This is a genomic window from Mesorhizobium sp. 2RAF45 (genome assembly GCF_052115225.1).
Lineage (GTDB): Bacteria > Pseudomonadota > Alphaproteobacteria > Rhizobiales > Rhizobiaceae > Mesorhizobium > Mesorhizobium jarvisii.
The window spans coordinates 1-22212 of record NZ_JBFRGG010000024.1; the positions used below are offsets into that span (position 1 = coordinate 1).

Sequence of the window (22212 nt, forward strand, 5' to 3'; positions counted from 1 at the left end):
GGAGACGATCATCCTGCCCGACGTGCCCGAAATCATCTCGCCGATCATCTATGCGCTGCCGATCCAGATGCTGGCCTACTTCGCCGCCGTGTTCATGGGCACCGACGTCGACCAGCCCCGAAACCTGGCGAAATCGGTGACGGTGGAGTAGAGGCCTTAACAGGCGCTCTTTAAAAACTTCGCAGTTCCAAACGGCGTCCCGGTTCACTAATGTTGCGCTGCAACCTGCGCCCGGTGAACCATGTCCGATGCTCCCAAGACCTCCGGCATGACCCGGCTGAGGAACTATTTCCTCACGGGCTTCGTCGTCTGCGCGCCGCTGGCCATCACCGCCTATATCGCCTGGTCGTTCATCGGCTGGGTCGATTCCTGGGTGAAGCCCTATATTCCGGCGCGTTACAGTCCCGACACCTATCTGCCGTTCCCTGTTCCGGGGTTCGGGCTAATCGTCGCGCTGATCCTGATCACGCTGATCGGTTTCCTCACCGCCAACATCGTCGGCCGCGCCATTGTCGGTTTCGGCGAGCGCCTGCTTGGCCGCATGCCGCTGGTGCGCGGCATCTATGGCTCGCTGAAGCAGATCTTCGAGACCGTGCTGTCGAACAAGGGCGACATGTTCCGCCAGGTCGGGCTGGTCGAATATCCGCGCAAGGGCGTGTGGTCGCTGGTCTTCGTCGCCAGCGAGAAGGAAACCGAGATCAACGAGAAACTTGACCAGGAAGGCGACCCGCTGATTGCCGTGTTCATGCCCTGCACGCCGAACCCGACGACCGGGTTCCTGATGTATGTGCTGAAGTCGGACATCGTGCTGCTCGACATGACGATCGAGGACGGCGCCAAGCTGATTGTCTCGGCCGGGCTGGTGGCGCCGGAGGTGAAAAGCAAGATGGTGACGCTGAATGGCGAGCCGATCAACGGAACGGTCGCCAATCCGCCGCTGGGGCCTCATCCGGCGCGCAAGAGCCGCACGGCCTCGTCGCGGCCGAACAAATAGAGCAGCAGGCGCAGCGCCTCGCCGCGGTCGGATTGCAATTCCGGGTCGCGTGACAGGATAAGCCTTGCATCGTCGCGGGCTGCCTCCAGGAGATCGGCATGCGCCTCGATGCGCGCCACCTGGAACCCCGGTGTGCCGGACTGGCGGGTGCCCAACAGCTCGCCTTCGCCACGCAATTTCAGGTCTTCCTCGGCGATCAAGAAGCCGTCCTCGGTCTCGCGCATCACCGACAGCCGGCGTTTTGCGGTCTCGCCGAGCGGATCCTTGTAGAGCAGCACGCAAGAGGAGGGCTTGTCGCCGCGCCCGACCCGTCCGCGTAGCTGGTGCAGCTGTGCAAGGCCGAAACGCTCGGCATGTTCGATGACCATGACGGTAGCGTCGGGCACGTCGACGCCGACCTCGATGACCGTGGTGGCGATCAGGATGCGGGTTTCGCCCTCCTTGAAGGCGCGCATCGCCTCGTCTTTCTCGGCGCCCTTCATGCGGCCGTGGACAAGGCCGATGCTGTCGCCGAACAGCGGCTTCAGCGAGGCAAAGCGATCCTCGGCCGACATCAGCTTGATCTCTTCGGACTCCTCGACCAGCGGGCAGATCCAGTAGATTTTCTGGCCGCCGGCGACGGCGTCCTGCATGCGGGCGACCAGTTCGTCGAGCCGTTCCAGCGGCAGCGTGACGGTGCGGATCGGCTGGCGACCGGCCGGCTTTTCCGTCAGCTTGGAGACATCCATGTCGCCGAAGGCGGTCAGCACCAGCGTGCGCGGGATCGGTGTGGCCGTCATCACCAGCATGTCGGGCGCATCGCCCTTGGCGGTGATGGCAAGCCGCTGATGGACGCCGAAACGATGCTGCTCGTCGATGACGGCCAGCACCAGATCGTGGAACGTAACCGTCTCCTGGAACAGCGCGTGGGTGCCGACGACGATGTCGATCTCGCCGCTTGCCAGGCCGGCCAGTGTTTCGGTGCGTTCGCGGCCCTTTTCGCGGCCGGTGAGTATGGCGATGCGCAGCCCGACTCTGGCGGCGAGCGGCGCGATCGTCGCCAGATGTTGGCGCGCCAGGATTTCGGTCGGTGCCATCAGTGCCGCTTGGCCGCCGGCCTCGACGGCGCGCGCCATGGCAAGCAGCGCGACCACCGTCTTGCCTGAGCCGACATCGCCCTGCAGCAGCCGCAACATGCGCTCGGGGTCGGCAAGGTCGGCATTGATTTCGGCCAGCGCGAATTCCTGGCTTGCGGTCAGCGAATAGGGAAGGGCTGCGCGCAGTTTCTCGACGATGCGGCCGTCGCCGACCAGGGGGCGGCCGGACAGGCGGCGGATCTTTGCCCGCACCAGCGCCAGCGAGACCTGGCCCGCCAGCAACTCGTCATAGGCAAGACGCCGCCAGGCCGCGCCGTCGATGGAAACGTCGATGGGATCGGCCGGATTGTGGATGCGGGTAAGCGCGTCGGCAAAGGTGGGAAAGGTGTGCCGGCGCATGAAGGCGCCGTCCTGCCACTCCGGAAATTCGGGCAGGCGCGCCAGCGCCTGGCCGATCGCGCGGCGCAGCACCTTGCCCGAGAGCCCTGCGGTGAGCGGGTAGACCGGTTCCACCAGCGGCAGGTTCTCTGCTTCGCTGGCCAGCGCGATATGGTCGGGGTGGACCATGGTCGGACGGCCGTTGAACCATTCCATGCGGCCCGAGACCACGACATGCTCGCCCACGGGCATTGCCTTTTCGAGATAGGCGGCGTGCGCATGAAAGAAGGTCAGGCCGATCTCGCCGGTATCGTCATGGGCAAAGACCCTGTAAGGCACCGACCGGTTGCCGCGCGGCGGCGGCTGGTGACGGTCGATGCGCACGTCGAGGGTCACGATCTGGCCTTCCGCGGAACCGGCGATGCCCGGCCGGCTGCGGCGGTCGATGACGGTGTGCGGCAGCACAAACAGAAGGTCGCCCGCGCGGGCCGCTCGATCACCAAGATCCGCCGTGACGACCTTCTCGATCAGCGCGCCGACCTTGGGTCCGACGCCGGCAAGCGAAGTGATCGGAACAAACAGCGGATCGAGGATGGAAGGACGCATGATGTCAGCTTATGTCGCGACGGCCACAGCGCAAGGCTGACAGCCCCTTCTATCCACGCTATATGCGCCGCAGCAAGTGAGGATGCGCCACAATGACCGGAACGAAACGATCAAGCGAGGGGCTGGACGCCCACCGCCGCAAGCTGTTGTTCCGCTCGTGGCACCGCGGCATGCGCGAGATGGATCTCATTCTCGGCACCTTCGCCGACGCCGAGATCGGCGCCTTGACGGCTGAGGAAATCGAACAATATGAGAGGCTCCTCGACATTTCCGACACCGAATTCCTGCCGCTGATCACCGGTGAACGCCCGATCCCGGCGGATATCGATTGTCCTGTCCTGCAAAAGATCCTGGCGTCCCGCCGGACCATGACTTTCTGAACAAGAGCAATTCCAGGAAAAGTGCGAAGCGGTTTTCCCCACAGGAATTGCGACAGACAAAGACCGTGATTTGATGAGCCTCATTCCCACCATTGGTCTGCCGAAAGGCCGTGCCGGCCAGTTCATCGTCGATGGTGTCGCCGATGGATACGAGGCGTTTGCACTGGTGCAGGCCGCATTCGAGATCGCGCCCGACAAGCCGGTGCTGTTCGTGGCGCGCGACGGCCAGCGCCTGCCTGTTATCATCGAGGCACTGGCCTTTGCCGCGCCCGGACTGCCGGTGCTGGAACTGCCGGCCTGGGACTGTCTGCCCTACGATCGCGTCTCGCCCGGCTCGGATGCCGCCGCCAAGCGCCTCGACGCGCTGACGGCCATGATCGCGCTGGCGAAGAAGCCGCATCGCGCCGTCATCCTCACCACCGCCAATGCGCTGCTGCAGCGCATTCCGCCGGCTGATCTGGTCGAGGCACAAACCTTTCATGCCAGGCCTGGCAACCAGATCGACATGAACGCGCTGATTGCGCGGCTGGAAACGTCCGGCTTCGAGCGGGTGCCGACAGTTCGCGGCATCGGCGAGTTCGCGGTGCGCGGCGGCATTCTCGACCTTTTCGCGCCCGGCTGGACCGAGGCGCTCAGGCTCGATTTCTTCGGCGACACGCTGGAATCGATCCGCGTCTTCGATGCCGCCACCCAGCGCACCACCGGCCAGCGCAAGTCGATGGCGCTGCAGGCGATGAGCGAAGTGGCGCTGACGCCTGAAACCATCAGCCGCTTCCGCCGCTCCTATATCGAAGCCTTTGGCGCGCCGCAGCGCGACGACGGGCTCTACGCGGCAGTCAGTGAGGGCAGGCGGTTTGCCGGCATGGAGCATTGGCTGCCGTTCTTCTATGAGCGGCTGGAGACGGTGTTCGACTATCTGCCGGATACGCCTGTGGTTTTCGACCATCTGGCGCATGAGGCGCTGGCCGAGCGCCACACACTGATCCTCGATCACTATGAAGCGCGCAAAAAGCAGGCCGATGCTGCGCTGAAGGATGCCGTGCCCTACAAGCCGGTGGCACCGGATCTGCTCTACCTCTCGCCGGAGAACCTGATCGCCTCGCTCGGTCCACGCGAAGCGATCGACTTCACGCCCTTCGACGCGCCCGATGCCGGCGCGAAAAAGGTCTATCACGCCGGCTCGCGCCATGGCCGCAGCTTCGTCGAGGAGCGCGCCGATCCAAATATCAACGTCTTCGATGTCGTCGTCAGGCATATCGCCGACGAGCGCGCGGCACGTCGGCGTATTGTCATCGCCGGCTGGACAGAGGGTTCGCTCGACCGGCTTGGCCAGATTCTCACCGAGCATCATCTGGGCAATCTCAAGCAGGTCGAGACGCTGGCGCAAGCCGAACAGCTCGAGCCGGGGCAGGCGGCATTGGCCGTGCTGCCGCTTGAATCCGGCTTCGAGACCGAAAAACTGGTCGTCGTCGCCGAACAGGATATTTTGGGCGACCGGCTGATCCGGCGTTCCAAGCGCAAGAAGCGCGCCTCCGACTTCATCGCGGAGGCCTCTGCGCTGTCGGCCGGCGATATCGTTGTCCACACTGACCATGGCATTGGCCGCTTCATCGGCCTGCGCACCATCGAGGCGGTCGGCGCGCCGCATGACTGCCTGGAAATCCACTATGCCGGCGATGACCGGCTGTTCCTGCCGGTCGAAAACATCGAGCTTCTGTCGCGTTATGGCTCCGACTCCGCCGAGGCGACGCTGGACAAGCTGGGTGGCGGCGCTTGGCAGTCGCGCAAGGCCAAGCTGAAGCGGCGCCTGCTCGACATGGCCGGGCAGCTGATCCGTATCGCCGCCGAGCGGCAGATGCGCGCCGCGCCGGCGCTGGTGCCGGCCGAAGGTCTCTATGACGAATTCGCCGCGCGTTTCCCCTATGAGGAAACCGACGACCAGCAGACGGCCATCGACTCGGTCAGGGATGACCTCGGCGCCGGCAAGCCGATGGACCGGCTGATCTGCGGCGATGTCGGCTTCGGCAAGACCGAAGTGGCACTGCGCGCCGCCTTCATCGCGGCGATGGAAGGGTTCCAGGTCGCGGTCGTGGTGCCGACGACGCTGTTGTCACGCCAGCATTTCAAGACCTTTTCCCAGCGCTTCTCGGGCCTTCCCGTCCGCGTCGCGCAGGCCTCGCGGCTGGTCGGTGCCAAGGAACTGGCGGAGACGAAGAAGGCTCTGGCCGAGGGCCAGGTCGACATCGTTGTCGGCACCCATGCGCTGCTCGGCTCCTCGATCTCGTTCAAGAATCTCGGCCTGCTGATCATCGACGAGGAGCAGCACTTTGGCGTCAAGCACAAGGAACGGCTGAAGGATCTGAAGACCGATGTCCATGTGCTGACGCTGTCGGCGACGCCGATCCCGCGTACGCTGCAACTGGCGCTGACGGGCGTGCGCGAACTGTCGCTGATCGCCACGCCGCCGGTCGACCGCATGGCGGTGCGCACCTTCATCTCGCCTTTCGATCCGTTGGTCATTCGCGAGACGCTGCTTCGCGAGCGTTATCGTGGCGGACACTCCTTCTATGTCGTCCCGCGCATCAGCGATCTCTCGGAAATCCATGATTTCCTGAAAGAATCGGTGCCCGAACTGAAAGTGGCTGTGGCCCACGGCCAGATGCCGCCAGGCGAACTCGACGACATCATGAACGCCTTCTATGATGGGCAATACGATGTGCTTCTGTCGACCACCATCGTCGAATCCGGCCTCGACATCCCGACCGCCAACACGCTGATCATCCATCGTGCCGACATGTTCGGCCTCTCGCAGCTCTATCAGTTGCGCGGCCGCGTCGGCCGCTCCAAGGTGCGCGCCTACGCGCTGTTCACGCTGCCGGCCAACCGCAAACTGACTGACACGGCCGAGCGCCGGCTGAAAGTGCTGCAGTCGCTCGACACGCTGGGCGCCGGCTTCCAGCTCGCCAGCCACGATCTCGATATAAGGGGCGCCGGTAATCTCTTGGGCGAAGAGCAGTCCGGCCATATCAAGGAGGTCGGCTTCGAGCTCTACCAGCAGATGCTGGAAGAGGCCGTAGCCGAGGTGAAGGATTCCGGCGAGGTCCAGGATGGCGGCTGGTCGCCGCAGATCGCCGTCGGCACGGCGGTGATGATCCCGGAAAGCTATGTGCCGGACCTGCAGCTCAGGCTGGCGCTTTACCGCCGCCTCGGCGACCTCGAAAACACCGAGGAGATCGACGCTTTCGGCGCCGAACTGATCGACCGTTTCGGCCCGCTGCCGGACGAGGTGAAGCATCTCTTGAAGATCGTCTTCATCAAAGCGCTCTGCCGCAAAGCCAATGTCGAGAAGCTCGATGCGGGCCCGAAGGGCGTCGTCATTCATTTCCGCAAGCGCGAGTTCTCCAACCCGGTCGGCCTGGTCAAGTTCATCGGCGAGCAGGGTTCGCTGGCCAAGATCCGCCCCGACCACAGCGTCGTCTTCACCCGCGATTGGCCGACCGCCGAGAAGCGGCTGGCGGGCTCGGCGGTGGTCATGACGCAACTGGCGCGCCTAGTTGAGAAGGCTGTGTAGCCCACGCGACCCATTCGCCAGTGCTGAAATTCCGGTCTAGAATAGGAAATCGGCTTCGTGTATGGAGCCGCCAACCCATATAGGGGCGGAAAAGGCGGGCGAGGGTGCTCGCCGGAAAGAGTGTTGGGTGCAGCGATGACGAAATGGTCGCCGAATTCGTGGAGAGCAAAGCCGATCAAGCAGGTTCCTGCCTATCCGGACCTTGCTGCGCTGAAGAACACCGAAGCTCAGCTCGCCACCTTTCCGCCGCTGGTCTTTGCCGGTGAGGCGCGCAAGCTGACGAAGCAACTCGCGGCGGTCGCTGCCGGTGAGGCGTTCCTGCTCCAGGGCGGCGATTGCGCCGAAAGCTTTGCCGAACACGGCGCCGACAACATCCGCGACTTCTTCCGGGTCTTCCTGCAGATGTCGGTCGTCTTGACCTTCGCCGGCGCACAGCCCGTGGTGAAGGTCGGTCGCGTTGCCGGCCAGTTCGCCAAACCGCGTTCGTCCGACAATGAGACCAAGGGCGAGGTGACGCTGCCGAGCTATCGCGGCGACATCATCAACGGCATCGAATTCGACGCCAAGTCCCGTATTCCCGATCCTGCCCGCCAGGAAATGGCGTACCGCCAGTCGGCGGCGACGCTCAACCTTCTGCGCGCCTTCGCCCAGGGCGGTTATGCCAGCCTGGAGAACGTGCATCGCTGGATGCTCGGCTTCGTCGCTGACAGCCCGCAGGGCGAAAAGTACGAGTCGCTCGCCAACCGCATCACCGAGACGATGGACTTCATGAAGGCCGTCGGCATCACCTCGGAGACCAATTACGCGCTGCGCGAGACCGATTTCTACACCAGCCATGAAGCGCTGCTGCTTGGCTATGAGGAAGCACTGACCCGCGTCGATTCGACCTCCGGCGACTGGTATGCCACGTCAGGCCACATGATCTGGATCGGCGACCGCACACGTCAGCCCGATCATGCCCATGTCGAGTATTGCCGCGGCATCAAGAACCCGCTCGGCCTGAAATGCGGCCCGTCGCTGACCGCTGACGGCTTGCTGGAGCTGATCGACCTGCTCAACCCCGAGAACGAGCCCGGCCGGCTGACGCTGATCGCCCGCTTCGGCTCCGACAAGGTCGCCGACCATCTGCCGAAGCTGGTGCGGGCGGTGCAGAAGGAAGGCCGCAGCGTGGTCTGGTCGTCGGACCCGATGCATGGCAACACGATCGAAGCCGCCGGTTACAAGACGCGGCCGTTCGACCGCATCCTGAAGGAGGTGCAGACCTTCTTCGAGGTGCACCGCGCCGAAGGCACGCATCCGGGCGGCATCCATGTCGAGATGACCGGCAAGAACGTCACCGAATGCACGGGTGGTGCGCGCGCCATCACGGCCGAGGAATTGCAGGACCGCTACCACACGCATTGCGACCCGCGCCTCAATGCCGATCAGGCGATCGAGCTGGCCTTCCTGGTGTCGGATCTCCTGAAGAAAAGCCATCCGGTGCAGCACAAGCAGGCCGTCAACGGCTGATCCTGCCGATCCCAAACGACCAACATGCGAAGGCGCCTGAGAAATCCGGCGCCTTTTCTTGTTCCGGGACGATGTTGTCCAGGCGGTCGTCACGTCAAACCTTACGAAAATTTATGCTGACGCGACCTGTGCAAAACAAGATTGAGGTTAAGGTTCGCCGTCGACCCAATCATCGCTGGCCAGGATTCGACGAATGGCAATGGAAGACGCTACCCAGGAGCACCTCGAGAACGCCGTGCATGCCGAACATGCCGCGCATGAGGGCAATCCCTTTCTGACCACGGTCTCCGTCACAATAGCGGTGTTGGCGGTTCTCGCCGCGACGGTCGGCAGCTTCGAGTCGCTCGAAACCGCGGAGGCGATAAACGACAAGAGCGAGGCGGCCTATCTCCAGAACAAGGCCAGCGATCAGTGGAGTTTCTTCCAGGCAAAGAGCATCAAGAAGAACAGCTATGAGATCGCGGCGGCGACGGGTGGCCCAGGAACCGACCAATTTCAGGCCGCCGCGAAGCGCAATGAAGCCGATGGTGCGGAGATCCAGGCCAAGGCGACCGAATTTGAAAAGCAGGTCGACGAAAAGCTGCGCGATAGCGACGTGCGCGAACGCCGTCATCATGTCCTGACGCTGGCGGTGACGCTGCTGCACATCTCGATCGCCGTCGCGACGCTCTCCATCATCACCCGTGGCAAGCGCTGGCCGTGGATCGGCTCGCTGGCGCTGGGCGCCCTGGGTGTGATCGCGGCCGGCTTCGCCTATGTCTGAATTCGTCTATGTCTGATTGAGCCGGCCGGGCATCGCCATCCAATTGGAAAGAGGCCCGCATTGCCTGTCGACGGCGACTGGCGTCAGTCCTTCTTGTAGAGCAGCCAGCTCTTGCCGGCGCGGCCGGCCATCGTCGAATGTTTGGTGACGCGGTTGCGGCCGCTCACTTTCGAACGGTAGAGCGCCCGGTCGGCCTTGGTGTAGAGGTCCTCCGGGCCTTCGGCCTCGGATGCCATGCAGATGCCCATCGAGACGGTCACCGTGCCGTAATTCATGCCGGTCTGGCTGCTGGTGAACGGCGTCTGCTCGATCAGGGCGCGAATGCGCTCGGCGATCTCGTAGGTGGCGTCTTCGCTGGCACCCTCGACGATCAGCGCAAACTCCTCGCCGCCGGTGCGGGCGACGAACATGTCGCCGCGAATGCTGGTCTGGAAAATCTCGGCGATGATCTGGATGATCTTGTCGCCGACAGGATGGCCGTAGCGGTCATTGATGTCCTTGAACCGATCGATGTCGGCAAGGATCAAGGCGTTGAACAGGATGCCCTTGTTGCTGGTGTAGATCCGGGTGATTTCCTTGTCGAAGGCGCGGCGGTTCCAGATTTGGGTCAACGGATCCGTATCGGCCAGCCGCTTGTATTCCTCGAGCTTCGACTTGACGCTTTCGAGTTCGGCCGTCTTGTCGCTAAGCGTCGAAGCGATCTGCTTGCCGTGATCGATCGTCGAATTGGTGGCAACGGCCATGGCGTTGGCGATTTTTTGCAGAAGATCCTGCGAGAGCAGGCTGCGGCCACTCAGGCCATTCGATGTCTCGTCGAGGATCCTGCCGTATTTTTCGATGTGGCTGCGTTCGCTCCGCAAAAGCGCCGCGACCTCCTCGAGTTCCCGGGCGATGACGTCCCGCGCATGCTCGACGATGCCGGGGCCGTGGTTCTGGGCAAAGAAGGCGCGTCCGATCTGATCCAGCTCGTCCTGCGTCGGCCGGCTGCTCAGCGACACGACGGCGAGACTGAGTTCGCGGTTGGTGCCGCTCAATGCCTCGTAGAAGATTTCGTAATTGCGCGGCAGGCCGAGGACGCCAAGCTGGCGCATGGTGGCAACAACCGTGGCTGCGATGTCGGTGCTTCGTTCGGTTGTGGCGGCTGCCGGCTGCATGTCTGATCCACTCTTCCCCTCGGATCCCGGCGCGGAATTTGCGGGTTCCATTGATCGCCGACCTGGGGAGCGCGACCTGATCGTCCAGAACATCTTGCGAAGAGACGCGTCCCCACCCGCCATCTTCGCTTGGCGTGACCATAGATGCGGTGGCGCTAAAGTTTCCTTAATCCGCACGACTTCCACAGGTTTTTCGCTACCTGTGGCTGTAGAAGCATAAATTTTGTACCACCATCGCGGGACAGAGCCCAGTTTTGAAGGCTTTGACTTCGAAATCCGGGCGTTGTGCTGATGGAAATGAAACTGAATTTCGAATCCGTCATGCCAATCGATGTCGCATTTGCTTGCGCGCAACCACCGCAAAGCTGGAATCCTGGCAACGATGTTGGGCGAGGTTTCTCCAGGGAGTGCCGAAATGAGTGACAGTCACCAGGGATCATGCCTGTGCGGCGCGGTCCGCTTCCGGACAAGGGGAGCATTGCGCGGCGTCGTCTACTGTCATTGCTCGCAATGCCGGAAGCAAAGCGGGCATTTCTATGCCGCGACCAACGTCGCCGACGCCGACATCGTTATCGAAGGCACGGAAAGCATCACATGGTATGAAGCGTCCGCTTTCGCCGGGCGCGGCTTCTGCAGGACATGCGGGTCCGTGCTTTTCTGGAAGCCAAGGGCTCAAGACTATATTTCGGTCATGGCGGGAGCGTTCGACAAGCCGACAGGTCTCAAGGGCGACTGTCATATCTTTGTTGGTGACAAGGGCGACTATTATTCGATCGACGACGGGCTGCCGCAGTTTGAAAAGTCGACGCCTTCGATAGCGGTCGCTGAATGAATTTTGGACGAGACGCCTTATTCCCTTGATCGGGCCGTTGCTTTATCTCGTGCCGATAACTCGGAATGAGGTTTGGGCATGCAGCGGCTGATCGACGCTTTTTTCAATTCGGTGCGGGCGTTTCGCAAGCTGGCCGCCAGCGAGAAGGCTTTCCAGCAGGAACTGATGCTGCTGGTGCTCGCCCTGCCGGCGGCGTGGTTCGTTTCGGTCTCCTGGCGCGGTTATGCCCTGCTGATCGGGGCGGTGCTGTTGCTGATCATGGTCGAGGTGCTGAACACCGGCATCGAGGCGGCCTGCGATTCCTTCAGCCGGGAGTTCAATGTCGACATCCAACTGGCCAAGGATTGCGGCTCGCTGGCGGTGCTGATCTCGGTGGTCATCGTCGCCGGCGTCTGGGGCATTGCGCTCATCGAGCGGCTCACCGGCTTTCCGATCTGACCTTCCGAGTGAGGCCGGCGGCATCACTGCTCCCGGCGACGTTCCCGCTTGGCGATGTGGCGGGCGACAAGCCAGGCCAGCACGGCCACGGTGAGGCCAATGCCGAGCCCGATGAACAGCCGCTCGTGGCGCATCAGCGCCTGGCCAACGAAATGCTCGGCGCCGAGCCCGAAGACATAGCCGATCGTACTGAACAGCACCGCCCAGATCGTCGATGAGATGGCGTTGAGAATGACGAAGCGGGGTGCTGCTATGGTCGACAGGCCGGCCGCGATGCCACCGACCAGGCGCATGCCGTAGACATAGCGATTCGACAGCACGAAGATGTTGGGATGGGTGTTGAGCAGACGGTAGGCGCGGCGGAAGCCCGGCCGCCTGCGCAACCTGACGACATGGCGGTTGTCGGCGAAACTTCTGCCCAGGATGAAGAAGCAGGTGTCGCCGGCGAAGGCGCCGAGCGCTGCCGCGACAATGGCATGCCACAGCACGAAAACATTCTGGTGGGCGAAGAAACCGCCGAGGATGGCAGCACTTTCCCCTTCGGCGACGCAGCCGAGAAAGACGGCAAGCAGTCCATATTGTTCGATGAAATGATGGATCGCTTCGGTCATGAGGCCGACTGCTGCCGCGCCAGCCTCTCGTCGATGCGCTTGACCGCTTCCGCCAGCCGCACGATCTCGTCGCGCATGCCGATGATCTGGCTGTGGCGCAGTTCATCGAGTTTCTCGTGCAGCGCCATGATCTCGATCTCGGCCTTCAGATTGACCTCGTAATCGTGGGCGGCGTCGATGCGGTCGCGTTCGGTCTGGCGGTTCTGCGCCATCATGATCACCGGCGCCTGCAAGGCGGCGACCATCGACAGCACCAGATTGAGGAAGATGAACGGGTAGGGGTCGAAGGCATCGCGCGTCAGAAGCCAGACATTGCCAACTGTCCAGACAATCAGGAAAGCGATGAAGCCCATGATGAAGGACCAGGAGCCGCCGATGCGGGCGATCGTATCGGCAAGGCGGTCGCCAAAGGTCTGGTGAAAAGCGACCGCCTTGTTGGTGTCCCTGGAGATCGTGGTGCGCTCGAGCGTCGATTGCAGCACCCGGCTCTCCAACTTGCTGAGGCCGTCCGGCCGTCGCTTGAGCCAGCGGTTCGCCAGGTCGTCGATTGTCTTGTACATGGCCGTCTCCGTCGTCGGTGGAGATAGACGTAGAGGCTGCCGCCTCTCGCGGGAAGTGTTACATTCAAGCCAACAGCGAGGGACCCATGGCCGATTTCCAGAAAATTCGCCTGCGCGCGGCAAAACGCAAGGGCGGCGAAGCGGAGCTTGCAACGCTGCTCGGGCCAGTGCCCGACAATGCCGCGGTCGCCGATATCCCGGACGATCGCATTCTCTCGACCATGGCCGAGCGGATCTTTGCCGCCGGTTTCGTCTGGCGCGTCATCGAGCAGAAATGGCCCGGTTTCGAAGAGGCGTTTCTGCGCTTCGAGCCGAAGCGGCTGTTGTTCCAGCCTGACGATTTCTGGCACGATCTGGCTTCCGATCAGCGCATCGTGCGCAACCCGCAGAAAATCAAATCCGTCCGCGACAACGCTGCCTTCGTCGAACGCGTGTCGAAGGAGCATGGCGGCTTCGGCGAATTCCTCGCCAATTGGCCTGCCGACGACCAGGTCGGACTGATGGCCTATCTCGGCAAGCATGGCAGCCGACTGGGCGGCAATACAGGCCAGTATTTCCTTCGCTGGCTGGGCTGGGACGCCTTCGTCATCTCGGCCGATATGGCGGCAGCGCTTCGTGACGCCGGCCTCGACATCGCCGAAAGCCCGACCTCGAAGAAGGATCTCGACAAGATCCAGGCCCAGATCAATCAATGGGTGGCGGACACAGGCCTGCCGCGCCGGCACATTTCGCGCATCCTGGCGATGTCGATCGGCGAGAACCATTCTCCGCAGTCGTTGCGCGAATATATGGGCGACGACTGATCGACGGTCTCGACACGATTGACCACGTCAATCGGTCCGACACGATTGACCATGTCAATCGGCCCGGGGTTGGTCCAAGCGAACGCCATTGCGAGGCGAATTTTGCCGCGCTAAGTCAGCAGGCATGACCAAGAAGCCCGACATACTGCGCATCGCGATCGCCCAGCTCAACCCGACCGTCGGCGATGTCGCCGGCAATCTCGCCAAGGCCCGCGAGGCGAGGGCGGATGCCGCGCGCCAGGGCGCCGATCTCGTGCTCTACACAGAGCTTTTCCTTGCCGGTTATCCCCCGGAGGATCTGGTGCTGAAGCCGGCCTTCCTGAAGGCCTGCGAAAAGGCGGCGCAGGAGTTTGCCGCCGATACGTCGGATGGCGGCCCCGGCGTCATCATCGGCACGCCGCTGAAGCGTAAGAGCGGCACGCACAATTCGATCATCGTCGCCGACGCCGGCAAGATCATCGCCGAACGCTACAAGCTCGACCTGCCGAATTATGGCGAGTTCGACGAGAAGCGCGTGTTCCAGGTTGGACCCGAGATCCAGGGACCGGTCAATTTCCGTGGCGTGCGCATCGGCATTCCGATTTGCGAGGATATCTGGGGCGATGTCGGCATCTGCGAATCGCTGGCGGAAAGCGGGGCGGAAATCCTGCTGGTGCCGAACGGCTCGCCTTACTATCGCGCCAAGATCGATGTCCGCCACCAGGTGGTCATCCGTCAGGTCATCGAATGCGGGCTGCCGATCACCTATGCCAATCAGCTTGGCGGCCAGGATGAGCTGATCTTCGACGGCGCATCGTTTGCCATCGGCGCCGACAAGACATTGGCTTTCCAGATGAGCCAGTTCGAGGAAGCGGTCGACGTCATCACGTGGAAGCGCGGGGAGGACGGCTGGGTCTGCTCGGAAGGGCCGATGTCGAAGATCCCCGAGCGGGAGGAGGCCGACTATCGCGCCTGCATGCTGGGCCTGCGCGACTACGTCAACAAGAACGGCTTCAAGAATGTGGTGCTCGGCCTGTCCGGCGGCATCGATTCGGCGATCTGCGCGGCCCTTGCCGTCGACGCGCTCGGGGAAGAGCGGCTGCGCGCGGTGATGATGCCCTACCGCTACACCTCGAAGGATTCGCTCAAGGACGCCGAGGATTGCGCCCGCGCGCTCGGCTGCCGCTATGACATTGTGCCGATCTTCGAGCCGGTCGAAGGTTTCCTGCATGCGCTGACGCAGCTCTTCGAGGGCACCAAGGAAGGCATCACCGAGGAGAACCTGCAGAGCCGCGCGCGCGGCACCATCCTGATGGCGATTTCCAACAAGTTCGGCTCGATGGTGGTCACGACAGGCAACAAGAGCGAGATGTCGGTCGGCTATGCCACGATCTATGGCGACATGAACGGCGGCTTCAATCCAATCAAGGACCTCTACAAGATGCAGGTCTACGCGCTGTCGCGCTGGCGCAACAGCCATGTGCCGCCGGGCGCGCTCGGGCCATCGGGCGAGGTCATCCCGAAGAATATCATCGACAAGGCGCCGTCGGCGGAGTTGCGCGAGAACCAGACCGACCAGGATTCGCTGCCGCCCTATCCGGTGCTGGACGACATTCTCGAATGCCTGGTCGAGAATGAGATGGGCGTCGACGACATCGTCGCGCGCGGCCATGACCGGGCGACGGTGACGCGCATCGAACACCTGCTCTACATCGCCGAATACAAGCGCCGGCAGGCGGCACCGGGTGTGAAGATCACCCGGAAGAATTTCGGGCGCGACCGCCGCTATCCCATCACCAACCGTTTCAGGGATCGTGGGTAAGCGTTCGTCCGTTGGGCGAAATAGACGGTACCGCGAGGATGCAACATGCCGGACTGTGAGATCAGCTTTGACCTCGCGCGGATCGATTTCCGTGCGACCTCCGACCTGTTGATGGCGAGCTATTGGGGGGCTGGACGCAGCGATGAGTTTCAGCGCCAGGCCTTCGCCAATTCGTTCTGCGCGGCCGGCTACATCGATGGCAAGCAGGTCGGTTTCGGCAGGGCAATCACCGACCGCACGGTGTTCGCCTATCTCGCCGACATCATCGTCTGGCCGCAGAATCGCGGGCAGGGCATCGGCCAGCGGCTGGTGCAGGCACTCATCGATCATCCCGAGCTCGGTAACGTCTCGCACTGGAGCCTGTCGACCGGTGATGCGCATGGGGTCTACGAAAAGCTGGGCCTCAAGGCATCGACCGACGGTCGATACATGCGCTTGGACCGCATGCCCCAGTGATCGGCGCGCGGCGAACGGCTTCTGCCACCGTTGTTGCAAAATAATCGCAGTGGTTGGACCAGATATGCTTTTGGGCAGAGCCCGTCTTGGCGATGCATCAGAGCGTCTCTATAAGGACCACTCCGCGATTCACTTGCGGGAGGTCCGAATGGCAGTATTTAAGATGGTAATGCGAGGCCGCGAAGCCTAGGTCTCATCCGGCGCCCCGCGAAGGTCCGTCCTTCGCATTGGAGCCGGTTTGAGCACAGGCTTTTGCCGATGCCGGTCGCCGCCCGACTACGGGCGTAACGCCAAAATATGCCACTCCGCTTCTGGGCAATCATTCGCGCCTTGCGCGGCTTCTTCAATTTTCGACCTTACTGGGATCGGGCTCGTTTGCGCCCGAATGACATCATGGCTCGTTTCAAGATCGATTTGCGCGCGAGCGCCTTTCGTAGCGTTCTTGGTTTCACGCTTACCCATTGGCGGCGCCAGCCCTGGCGGCTTTCGCTGATCATGGGTGGTTTCCTGCTGTCGACGCTGGCAGACGTCCTGACGCCGCTCTATTCCGGCCGGCTGGTCGACGCCGTCGCCAGCAGCGCCGGCGCGGACGCCATTGCCTGGAATGCCGCGATGACGGCGTTTTCGATGTTGATGGCGCTTGCCTTGACGGGCGTCGTGCTGCGGAACCTGGCGTTCATGGGCATCGTCGAACTGACGCTGAAGATGATGGCCGACATCGCCGCCGATGCCTTCCATCGCGTCCAGCGCTTTTCCACCGACTGGCACGCCAACTCGTTTGCCGGCTCGACCGTGCGCAAGGTGACGCGCGGCATGTGGGCGCTCGACCTGCTCAACGACACCATCCTGATCGCGCTGCTGCCGTCGGTGGTCATGCTCGTCGGCTCGACGCTGCTGCTTGGCTGGTTCTGGCCGCTGATGGGTGTGGTCGTCGCCGCCGGCTCGGTGCTGTTCATCATGGTGACGGCGATGCTGTCGCTTGGATATGTCGCGCCGGCGGCCAGGCTCGCCAACACCTGGGACACGCGCCTCGGCGGTTCGCTTGCCGACGCTGTCAGCTGCAACGCCGTGGTCAAGGGCTTTGGCGCCGAGGAGCGCGAAGAGCGCCGCCTCGCCAGGGTTGTCGCCAAATGGCGGGCGCGCACGCGGCGCACCTGGGTGCGCGGCACCGTCAACGGCACCACGCAAGGGGCGCTGCTGCTGGTCATGCGCGCCGCTGTGATCGGCCTGTCGCTGCTCTTGTGGTCGTGGGGGCAGGCGAGCGCCGGCGACGTCGCCTTCGTGCTGACCTCGTTCTTCGTGCTGCAGGGCTATCTCAGGGATATCGGCACGCATATCCGCAATTTGCAGCGTTCGATCAACGACATGGAGGAACTGGTCGATTTCCAGTCCGAACCGCTCGGCATCGAAGACCGGCCCGGCGCCAGGCCGATCCGGATCACGCAAGGGTCGATCAGCTTCGACAAGGTCACTTTTCACTACGGCAATCACCGGTCGCCGCTCTATCGCGACTTTTCGGTTGATATCGCGCCGGGTGAACGCGTCGGGCTCGTCGGTCACTCCGGTTCGGGCAAGACGACCTTCGTCAAGCTGATCCAGCGGCTCTATGACGTCAATGCGGGCAAGATCCTGATCGACGGCCAGGACATCTCGCAGGTGGCGCAGGCGTCGCTGCGCGGGCAGATCGCGATCGTCCAGCAGGAGCCGATCCTGTTCCATCGCTCGCTGGCCGAAAACATCGCCTATGCCAGGCCGAACGCGACCCAGGAGGAGATCGAGCATGCCGCGAAGCTGGCGAGCGCGCATGACTTCATCACCAGCCTGCCGAAGGGATATGGCACGCTGGTCGGCGAGCGCGGCGTGAAATTGTCGGGCGGCGAGCGGCAGCGCGTGGCGATCGCGCGCGCCTTCCTGGCCGATGCGCGCATCCTGATCCTGGACGAGGCGACGTCGAGCCTCGATTCGGAATCGGAGGTGCTGATCCAGCAGGCGATGGAGCGGCTGATGGTCGGGCGCACCACGCTGGTCATCGCCCACCGGCTGTCGACGGTGCGGGCGCTCGACAGGCTGCTGGTCTTCGATCGCGGCAACATTGTCGAAGAAGGCTCGCATGACGAGTTGATCCGGCTGAAAGGCGGCATCTACCGCCGCCTGTTCGAGCGTCAGGCGCTCGAACTGACCAAGGGACTGGTCGTTTGACCCGAGATGGCCTCCGGCATCGGCCGGAGGCCATCTCCATCAGGCGCTGTCAGCCGGAGTGACCTGCGCAGCATGCTCTTGCGGCATTCCCGCGGTTTAGACGTTTTTTACGATGCCGGGGAACGACACGCCATTTCTACCACTGGTTGTCATATATTTACGCAAAAGCAATCCAGGTAGCGTAAGCCCGTATCCTGGGATCAGATTGGTCAGCGCGGGATTTCGGCTTCACTTATGCAGCTTGCTTCCGAAGATACTGGTGCGGAAAAAGCAGCTGCGCCGCCGGTGCTGGCAATTCACCATGGCTCGGTTCGGCCACTCGCCGCCGAAGATCTCGAACGGGTCGCCGCACTCTTCCTGACGAAGTTTCGCCGTCGGCGACGTCACCTCCTCGATCGTGCGATCGCTGAGGTGGCCGAGTATATGAGCAAGATCTATCTCGACCCTGCCGGGCAGCCAGGCGCGAGCAACGCTCTTGTCCAGATCAACCCGCAGGGAGATCTGGGTGGCTTCCTCGGTGTCCTGAAGGCCCGCTACGAGCTCAACGGCGCGACATTGAATGCCGCAATCATTGGTCCGCTCATGGCTGACACCGGCACCGATCACGGTTCGGCCGGGCCGCAATTGCTGCGTGCCGTGCATCAAGGCGAATTCGATCTGCACCTCACCGATTCGGCCAACCGGGTATCCCTGGCCTTCGCGCGCCCGATGAAATATCAGCTGCTGCCGGCGCATTGCCTGGGATGGACCCGCATTTTCCGCCCGGCCGCGGTGGCCTCCGCCGTGGCGCGCGGTAAATGGCCGGGTCTGCCGCGCTTCGTGCTCGATCCCTGCGCCCGAGCATTCGACGCTTTTACGAGAAAAAGGTTCGAGCCGCCTGTCCAGCATTCCTCGTCACACCGGGTCCATCGCGAGCCGATGGATGCCGCGCAGTTTGCGGAGCGGCTGCCGGCCATTATCTCAGATTACGCGCTTCGGCCGCGCTGGCAGGATGGCGAACTGCCACGGCTGCTCGCGCTGGCGGCCGAGAAACGGGCCGACGGCCCCCTTCATTTTGGTGGGACCTACGACGAGACTGGTAAAATGCTCGGTTGCTACGCTTTCTACGGGCAGGCCGGCGGCATCGCGAACCTGTTGCAACTCCAGTCCTCTGGACCTCACTGGGGTGCGACGCTGGATGGCGTGATGAAGGACGCGTGGAATATGGGCTGCGCAGGCATCATCGGGCAGACGCAGAGCAGGTTCATGCCGCAACTCTTCAGCTACAAGAATGTCTTCTTCCGCTATGCCGGGGGGACGATGGTGCGCTCGCGCATCCCCGAGGTCGCGCAAGCGGTCCGCTCCGGCGACATCTTTATCGGTGGGTTGATGGGCGACCGCTGGACCCGCCTCAGTTCCGACGACTTCGGCCGCTGATCGCTTTCAACCAGCTGTTCTGATCGGATAAGGGCCATGCGCTTCGCATGGCCTAGTCTTTTCATCGCGCGCATCATGTTCTATGTGTGCCGACCAGCGCGGGGGCGCATCTTGTCAATCACAAAGGCATCCGGTACGCCCCGCTCATGACAGTTACCGTTCGTTTCGCCCCGTCACCGACCGGCCGCATCCATATCGGCAATGCGCGCACCGCTCTGTTCAATTGGCTGTTTGCCCTGAACAACAAGGGCCGCTTCATCCAGCGCTTCGACGACACCGACATTGGCCGTTCGAAGCAGGAATTCGCCGACGCCATCCTCTACGACCTGCATTGGCTGGGCGTTTTTCCCGATGCTACCGAATATCAGTCGCGGCGCTTCGAGGTCTATGACGCGGCGGTCGAGCGGCTGAAGGCAGCGGGCGTTCTCTATGCCTGCTACGAAACACCGGAAGAACTCGATCTTCGGCGCAAGGTGCGCCGCACGCGCGGCCTGCCGCCGGTCTATGGCCGCGAGGCCCTGGCGCTGACGCAGGAGCAGGTGGCCGAATACCAGGCCGACGGGCGCCGGCCGCACTGGCGCTTCCTGCTGCCCAATTTTACCAGCGACCCGCTGCAGCCCGAACGCACCGAGGTTCATTGGAACGATCTGGTGCGTGGCCAGGAAACGGTCGATCTGGCTTCGCTCTCGGATCCAGTGCTGGTGCGCGAGGACGGCACCTATCTCTACACGTTGCCGTCCGTCGTCGACGACATCGAGATGGGTGTCAGCCACGTCATCCGCGGCGACGACCATGTGACCAACACCGGCGTGCAGATTGCCCTGTTCAAGGCGCTGGACGCCGAGCCGCCTGTCTTCGGCCACCACAATCTCTTGACCACCGTCTCGGGCGAGGGGCTGTCTAAGCGCACCGGGGCACTCTCCATCGAAAGCCTGCGCGAGGATGGCATCGAGCCTATGGCCGTCGCGTCGCTCGCCGTTCTGGTCGGCACCTCGGAGAATGTCGCGGCCGCGCATGACCTCGCCGAACTCGCCGGCCGTTTCGATCCGGCCGCGACCTCGAAATCATCGGCCAAGTTCGATCCGGACGAACTGTTCGTGCTCAACCGCGCGCTGATGCACCATATGCCGTTCGACGAGGCGCGCGACAGGCTGATGGTGCTTGGCATCTCCGGCGAACAGGCCGAGCCGTTCTGGCTGGCGGTGCGCGGCAATCTCGACCGGCTGGCCGATGCGGTGGGCTGGTGGCGAATCCTGCGCGAGGGGCCGCAGGACAGACCGGAATTCTCGGACGACGATCGTGACTTCCTCGGACAGGCCTTCGAAGTCCTGCCCGAAGAGCCCTGGAACGGAGCGGTCTGGAAGGACTGGACCGGCAAGATCAGGGAAGCGACAGGGCGCAAGGGCAAGGGGCTGTTCATGCCACTGAGGCTTGCCCTTACTGGACTGCCTTCGGGGCCGGAGCTTGCAGATTTATTGCCGCTGATGGGTCGGGAAGGAACGTTGGCCCGACGACCCTGACCTTACGCTGCTCCGGCGGCAAGGCGGATACCGGCGACGTCACCGGCTTGGCGGAAAGCCGCTTGATGGCGTCGCGGTCGAGCCCGCCGTCCCTGTTGGCCAGGGTTTCCGGGTCGGTGCCCGGATCGGGCTTGGAGGCCGGCATGGGAACCAACGGTGCCGCTTCCGTTTCCGGCAGCGACTGATGCGGGGCCGGCGGGTTGCCGCCAATGATCTGGAAATTCTGCGCGGCATTGCAGCCGCAGGCCGGCGGCCGCGATATGTTGGACTGCTTGTAGAGATAGGCGGTCGGCAGATCGCTGTAGGGCCTGCCGGTGACCGATGACGTCATCGAGGCTGAATCGTCGTCCATGCCGCGCGAATAGAAGACCTGCATCTCGGTGCCGGGGCAGCTCGATTGGCAATTCTTCTGGTCGCGCTCGAAATCGCCGACCGAGGCGGCATTCGACATCGGGAAGAAATAGCCGTCGCAGGTGCGCACGCAGGTGGTGTGGAACTCGCCGCCGGTGCCCGGAGCGTCTGGAACGCCGGGCAGGTTCAGGACGCGGTGGACATTGCGTTCCTCGCCGGGATCGTCCGGCTGGTCAGGCGTGTCGCTCGGCTGGTTGTCGCCGCCGAAAAGCTGGTCGAACAGGTTGGCGTTGCCGTCTTCGCGGTCGGCTTCCTGCAGCGGCGGGCGGCGCGGCGCAACCGTGTCGTCGCGGCAGCCATTGGCGTCGAGCGCAGCCAGGATGCGGCCACGGTCGTGACGCGAGCCGCCGCCACCGGCGAGTTGCGCACGCTTGGCCTGGAGACTGTCGAGATTGGCGTTCATGCGGTCGATGGTGGCGTTGAGCCCGGCGCATCGATTGATGTTGCGGGAAAACAGCGAAAACCCGCAACCTGCATTGTCCGCCTGGTCGCGTGCCTTGGAGATCTGTTCGCGCTGCCGGTCGATCGCGGCATCGTATTTGCGGATCATGGCCGGACCACCACCGCCGCCACGCGAAGCCGCGGCAAGATCGGCCGCCAATTGACGGCAGACCCGCGAGGCGGCCTGTGACTCGGTGATGGTGGCGCCGGACAGCAGGAGGCCAAGCAGCATGGCAGCATGCGCCCGCTTCGACCCTCCGCTTGTCATCCGTCTCAATCCCGCTAGCCCGTGC

18 protein-coding genes are annotated in these 22212 nt (G+C 63.2%); 13 read left to right on the plus strand and 5 right to left on the minus strand.

Annotated elements, in window-relative coordinates:
* Nucleotides 1-241 precede the first annotated feature (241 nt).
* Nucleotides 242-994: a DUF502 domain-containing protein gene (locus AB4Z43_RS32495; protein WP_038647021.1), complete on the plus strand. Its 753-nt coding sequence runs from the start codon at nucleotides 242-244 to the stop codon at nucleotides 992-994.
* Here AB4Z43_RS32495 and recG read toward each other — a convergent pair.
* Complete coding sequence (gene recG, locus AB4Z43_RS32500) at nucleotides 946-3054, minus strand: ATP-dependent DNA helicase RecG (protein ID WP_441940806.1); 2109 nt, start codon at nucleotides 3052-3054, stop codon at nucleotides 946-948. The genes AB4Z43_RS32495 and recG overlap by 49 nt on opposite strands.
* Before the next feature lie 92 nt (nucleotides 3055-3146).
* On the opposite strand from recG, the gene AB4Z43_RS32505 reads away from it, so the two are divergent.
* The 4 genes from AB4Z43_RS32505 (at nucleotide 3147) to AB4Z43_RS32520 (ending at nucleotide 9277) form a co-directional block, all read left to right on the plus strand.
* Nucleotides 3147-3434: a succinate dehydrogenase assembly factor 2 gene (locus tag AB4Z43_RS32505; RefSeq protein ID WP_019858376.1), complete on the plus strand. Its 288-nt coding sequence runs from the start codon at nucleotides 3147-3149 to the stop codon at nucleotides 3432-3434.
* 73 nt (nucleotides 3435-3507) lie between these two features.
* Entirely contained in the window at nucleotides 3508-7005 is a 3498-nt protein-coding gene (gene mfd, locus AB4Z43_RS32510; protein WP_441940808.1) for a transcription-repair coupling factor, read from the plus strand.
* Between the two features lie 135 nt (nucleotides 7006-7140).
* Nucleotides 7141-8514: a class II 3-deoxy-7-phosphoheptulonate synthase gene (locus AB4Z43_RS32515; protein WP_019858372.1), complete on the plus strand. Its 1374-nt coding sequence runs from the start codon at nucleotides 7141-7143 to the stop codon at nucleotides 8512-8514.
* A gap of 193 nt (nucleotides 8515-8707) precedes the next feature.
* Nucleotides 8708-9277: a DUF4337 domain-containing protein gene (locus AB4Z43_RS32520; RefSeq protein ID WP_441940811.1), complete on the plus strand. Its 570-nt coding sequence runs from the start codon at nucleotides 8708-8710 to the stop codon at nucleotides 9275-9277.
* An 83-nt stretch (nucleotides 9278-9360) separates the two neighbouring features.
* Here AB4Z43_RS32520 and AB4Z43_RS32525 read toward each other — a convergent pair whose 3' ends face one another.
* Nucleotides 9361-10431 carry a diguanylate cyclase gene (locus tag AB4Z43_RS32525; RefSeq protein WP_038647013.1) on the minus strand — a complete coding sequence of 357 codons (1071 nt, stop codon included), beginning with the start codon at nucleotides 10429-10431 and terminating at the stop codon, nucleotides 9361-9363.
* 415 nt (nucleotides 10432-10846) lie between these two features.
* On the opposite strand from AB4Z43_RS32525, the gene AB4Z43_RS32530 reads away from it, so the two are divergent.
* A complete protein-coding gene (locus AB4Z43_RS32530; protein ID WP_064985753.1) occupies nucleotides 10847-11263 on the plus strand; it encodes a GFA family protein in 417 nt (138 codons plus the stop codon).
* 78 nt (nucleotides 11264-11341) lie between these two features.
* Entirely contained in the window at nucleotides 11342-11701 is a 360-nt protein-coding gene (locus AB4Z43_RS32535; RefSeq protein WP_441940813.1) for a diacylglycerol kinase, read from the plus strand.
* Nucleotides 11702-11724: 23 nt separating this feature from the next.
* Here AB4Z43_RS32535 and AB4Z43_RS32540 read toward each other — a convergent pair whose 3' ends face one another.
* Together AB4Z43_RS32540 and AB4Z43_RS32545 are read right to left on the minus strand one after the other, a co-directional pair.
* Nucleotides 11725-12312 carry a DedA family protein gene (locus tag AB4Z43_RS32540; protein ID WP_038647009.1) on the minus strand — a complete coding sequence of 196 codons (588 nt, stop codon included), beginning with the start codon at nucleotides 12310-12312 and terminating at the stop codon, nucleotides 11725-11727.
* On the minus strand, nucleotides 12309-12872 hold the full coding sequence (locus AB4Z43_RS32545) for a DUF1003 domain-containing protein (protein WP_064985701.1): 564 nt from the start codon (nucleotides 12870-12872) through the stop codon (nucleotides 12309-12311). Before AB4Z43_RS32545 ends, AB4Z43_RS32540 begins: the two co-directional genes overlap by 4 nt.
* An 86-nt stretch (nucleotides 12873-12958) precedes the next feature.
* On the opposite strand from AB4Z43_RS32545, the gene AB4Z43_RS32550 reads away from it, so the two are divergent.
* The 6 genes from AB4Z43_RS32550 (at nucleotide 12959) to AB4Z43_RS32575 (ending at nucleotide 21067) form a co-directional block, all read left to right on the plus strand.
* Nucleotides 12959-13675: a DNA-3-methyladenine glycosylase I gene (locus tag AB4Z43_RS32550; RefSeq protein ID WP_019858364.1), complete on the plus strand. Its 717-nt coding sequence runs from the start codon at nucleotides 12959-12961 to the stop codon at nucleotides 13673-13675.
* Between the two features lie 124 nt (nucleotides 13676-13799).
* Nucleotides 13800-15476: an NAD+ synthase gene (locus AB4Z43_RS32555; protein ID WP_069092247.1), complete on the plus strand. Its 1677-nt coding sequence runs from the start codon at nucleotides 13800-13802 to the stop codon at nucleotides 15474-15476.
* Between the two features lie 45 nt (nucleotides 15477-15521).
* Nucleotides 15522-15932, plus strand: a complete 411-nt coding sequence (locus AB4Z43_RS32560) for a GNAT family N-acetyltransferase (RefSeq protein WP_441940815.1) — start codon at nucleotides 15522-15524, stop codon at nucleotides 15930-15932.
* 393 nt (nucleotides 15933-16325) lie between these two features.
* Entirely contained in the window at nucleotides 16326-18131 is a 1806-nt protein-coding gene (locus AB4Z43_RS32565; RefSeq protein ID WP_064985751.1) for an ABC transporter ATP-binding protein, read from the plus strand.
* Nucleotides 18132-18365: 234 nt separating this feature from the next.
* Complete coding sequence (locus tag AB4Z43_RS32570; protein ID WP_441940818.1) at nucleotides 18366-19547, plus strand: hypothetical protein; 1182 nt, start codon at nucleotides 18366-18368, stop codon at nucleotides 19545-19547.
* 146 nt (nucleotides 19548-19693) lie between these two features.
* Nucleotides 19694-21067 carry a glutamate--tRNA ligase gene (locus AB4Z43_RS32575; RefSeq protein ID WP_019858355.1) on the plus strand — a complete coding sequence of 458 codons (1374 nt, stop codon included), beginning with the start codon at nucleotides 19694-19696 and terminating at the stop codon, nucleotides 21065-21067.
* Here AB4Z43_RS32575 and AB4Z43_RS32580 read toward each other — a convergent pair.
* Nucleotides 20985-22187 carry a DUF2865 domain-containing protein gene (locus tag AB4Z43_RS32580; protein ID WP_441940821.1) on the minus strand — a complete coding sequence of 401 codons (1203 nt, stop codon included), beginning with the start codon at nucleotides 22185-22187 and terminating at the stop codon, nucleotides 20985-20987. The genes AB4Z43_RS32575 and AB4Z43_RS32580 overlap by 83 nt on opposite strands.
* Between the last annotated feature and the right edge of the window lie 25 nt (nucleotides 22188-22212).

What these genes read in the sequence shown, in the direction of transcription:
- AB4Z43_RS32495 (WP_038647021.1), top strand. Translation starts at nt 242, where the DNA reads ATGTCCGATGCTCCCAAGACCTCCGGCATGACCCGGCTGAGGAACTAT.
- recG (WP_441940806.1), bottom strand. Translation starts at nt 3,054, where the DNA reads ATGCGTCCTTCCATCCTCGATCCGCTGTTTGTTCCGATCACTTCGCTT.
- AB4Z43_RS32505 (WP_019858376.1), top strand. Translation starts at nt 3,147, where the DNA reads ATGACCGGAACGAAACGATCAAGCGAGGGGCTGGACGCCCACCGCCGC.
- mfd (WP_441940808.1), top strand. Translation starts at nt 3,508, where the DNA reads ATGAGCCTCATTCCCACCATTGGTCTGCCGAAAGGCCGTGCCGGCCAG.
- AB4Z43_RS32515 (WP_019858372.1), top strand. Translation starts at nt 7,141, where the DNA reads ATGACGAAATGGTCGCCGAATTCGTGGAGAGCAAAGCCGATCAAGCAG.
- AB4Z43_RS32520 (WP_441940811.1), top strand. Translation starts at nt 8,708, where the DNA reads ATGGCAATGGAAGACGCTACCCAGGAGCACCTCGAGAACGCCGTGCAT.
- AB4Z43_RS32525 (WP_038647013.1), bottom strand. Translation starts at nt 10,431, where the DNA reads ATGCAGCCGGCAGCCGCCACAACCGAACGAAGCACCGACATCGCAGCC.
- AB4Z43_RS32530 (WP_064985753.1), top strand. Translation starts at nt 10,847, where the DNA reads ATGAGTGACAGTCACCAGGGATCATGCCTGTGCGGCGCGGTCCGCTTC.
- AB4Z43_RS32535 (WP_441940813.1), top strand. Translation starts at nt 11,342, where the DNA reads ATGCAGCGGCTGATCGACGCTTTTTTCAATTCGGTGCGGGCGTTTCGC.
- AB4Z43_RS32540 (WP_038647009.1), bottom strand. Translation starts at nt 12,312, where the DNA reads ATGACCGAAGCGATCCATCATTTCATCGAACAATATGGACTGCTTGCC.
- AB4Z43_RS32545 (WP_064985701.1), bottom strand. Translation starts at nt 12,872, where the DNA reads ATGTACAAGACAATCGACGACCTGGCGAACCGCTGGCTCAAGCGACGG.
- AB4Z43_RS32550 (WP_019858364.1), top strand. Translation starts at nt 12,959, where the DNA reads ATGGCCGATTTCCAGAAAATTCGCCTGCGCGCGGCAAAACGCAAGGGC.
- AB4Z43_RS32555 (WP_069092247.1), top strand. Translation starts at nt 13,800, where the DNA reads ATGACCAAGAAGCCCGACATACTGCGCATCGCGATCGCCCAGCTCAAC.
- AB4Z43_RS32560 (WP_441940815.1), top strand. Translation starts at nt 15,522, where the DNA reads ATGCCGGACTGTGAGATCAGCTTTGACCTCGCGCGGATCGATTTCCGT.
- AB4Z43_RS32565 (WP_064985751.1), top strand. Translation starts at nt 16,326, where the DNA reads ATGGCTCGTTTCAAGATCGATTTGCGCGCGAGCGCCTTTCGTAGCGTT.
- AB4Z43_RS32570 (WP_441940818.1), top strand. Translation starts at nt 18,366, where the DNA reads ATGCAGCTTGCTTCCGAAGATACTGGTGCGGAAAAAGCAGCTGCGCCG.
- AB4Z43_RS32575 (WP_019858355.1), top strand. Translation starts at nt 19,694, where the DNA reads ATGACAGTTACCGTTCGTTTCGCCCCGTCACCGACCGGCCGCATCCAT.
- AB4Z43_RS32580 (WP_441940821.1), bottom strand. Translation starts at nt 22,187, where the DNA reads ATGACAAGCGGAGGGTCGAAGCGGGCGCATGCTGCCATGCTGCTTGGC.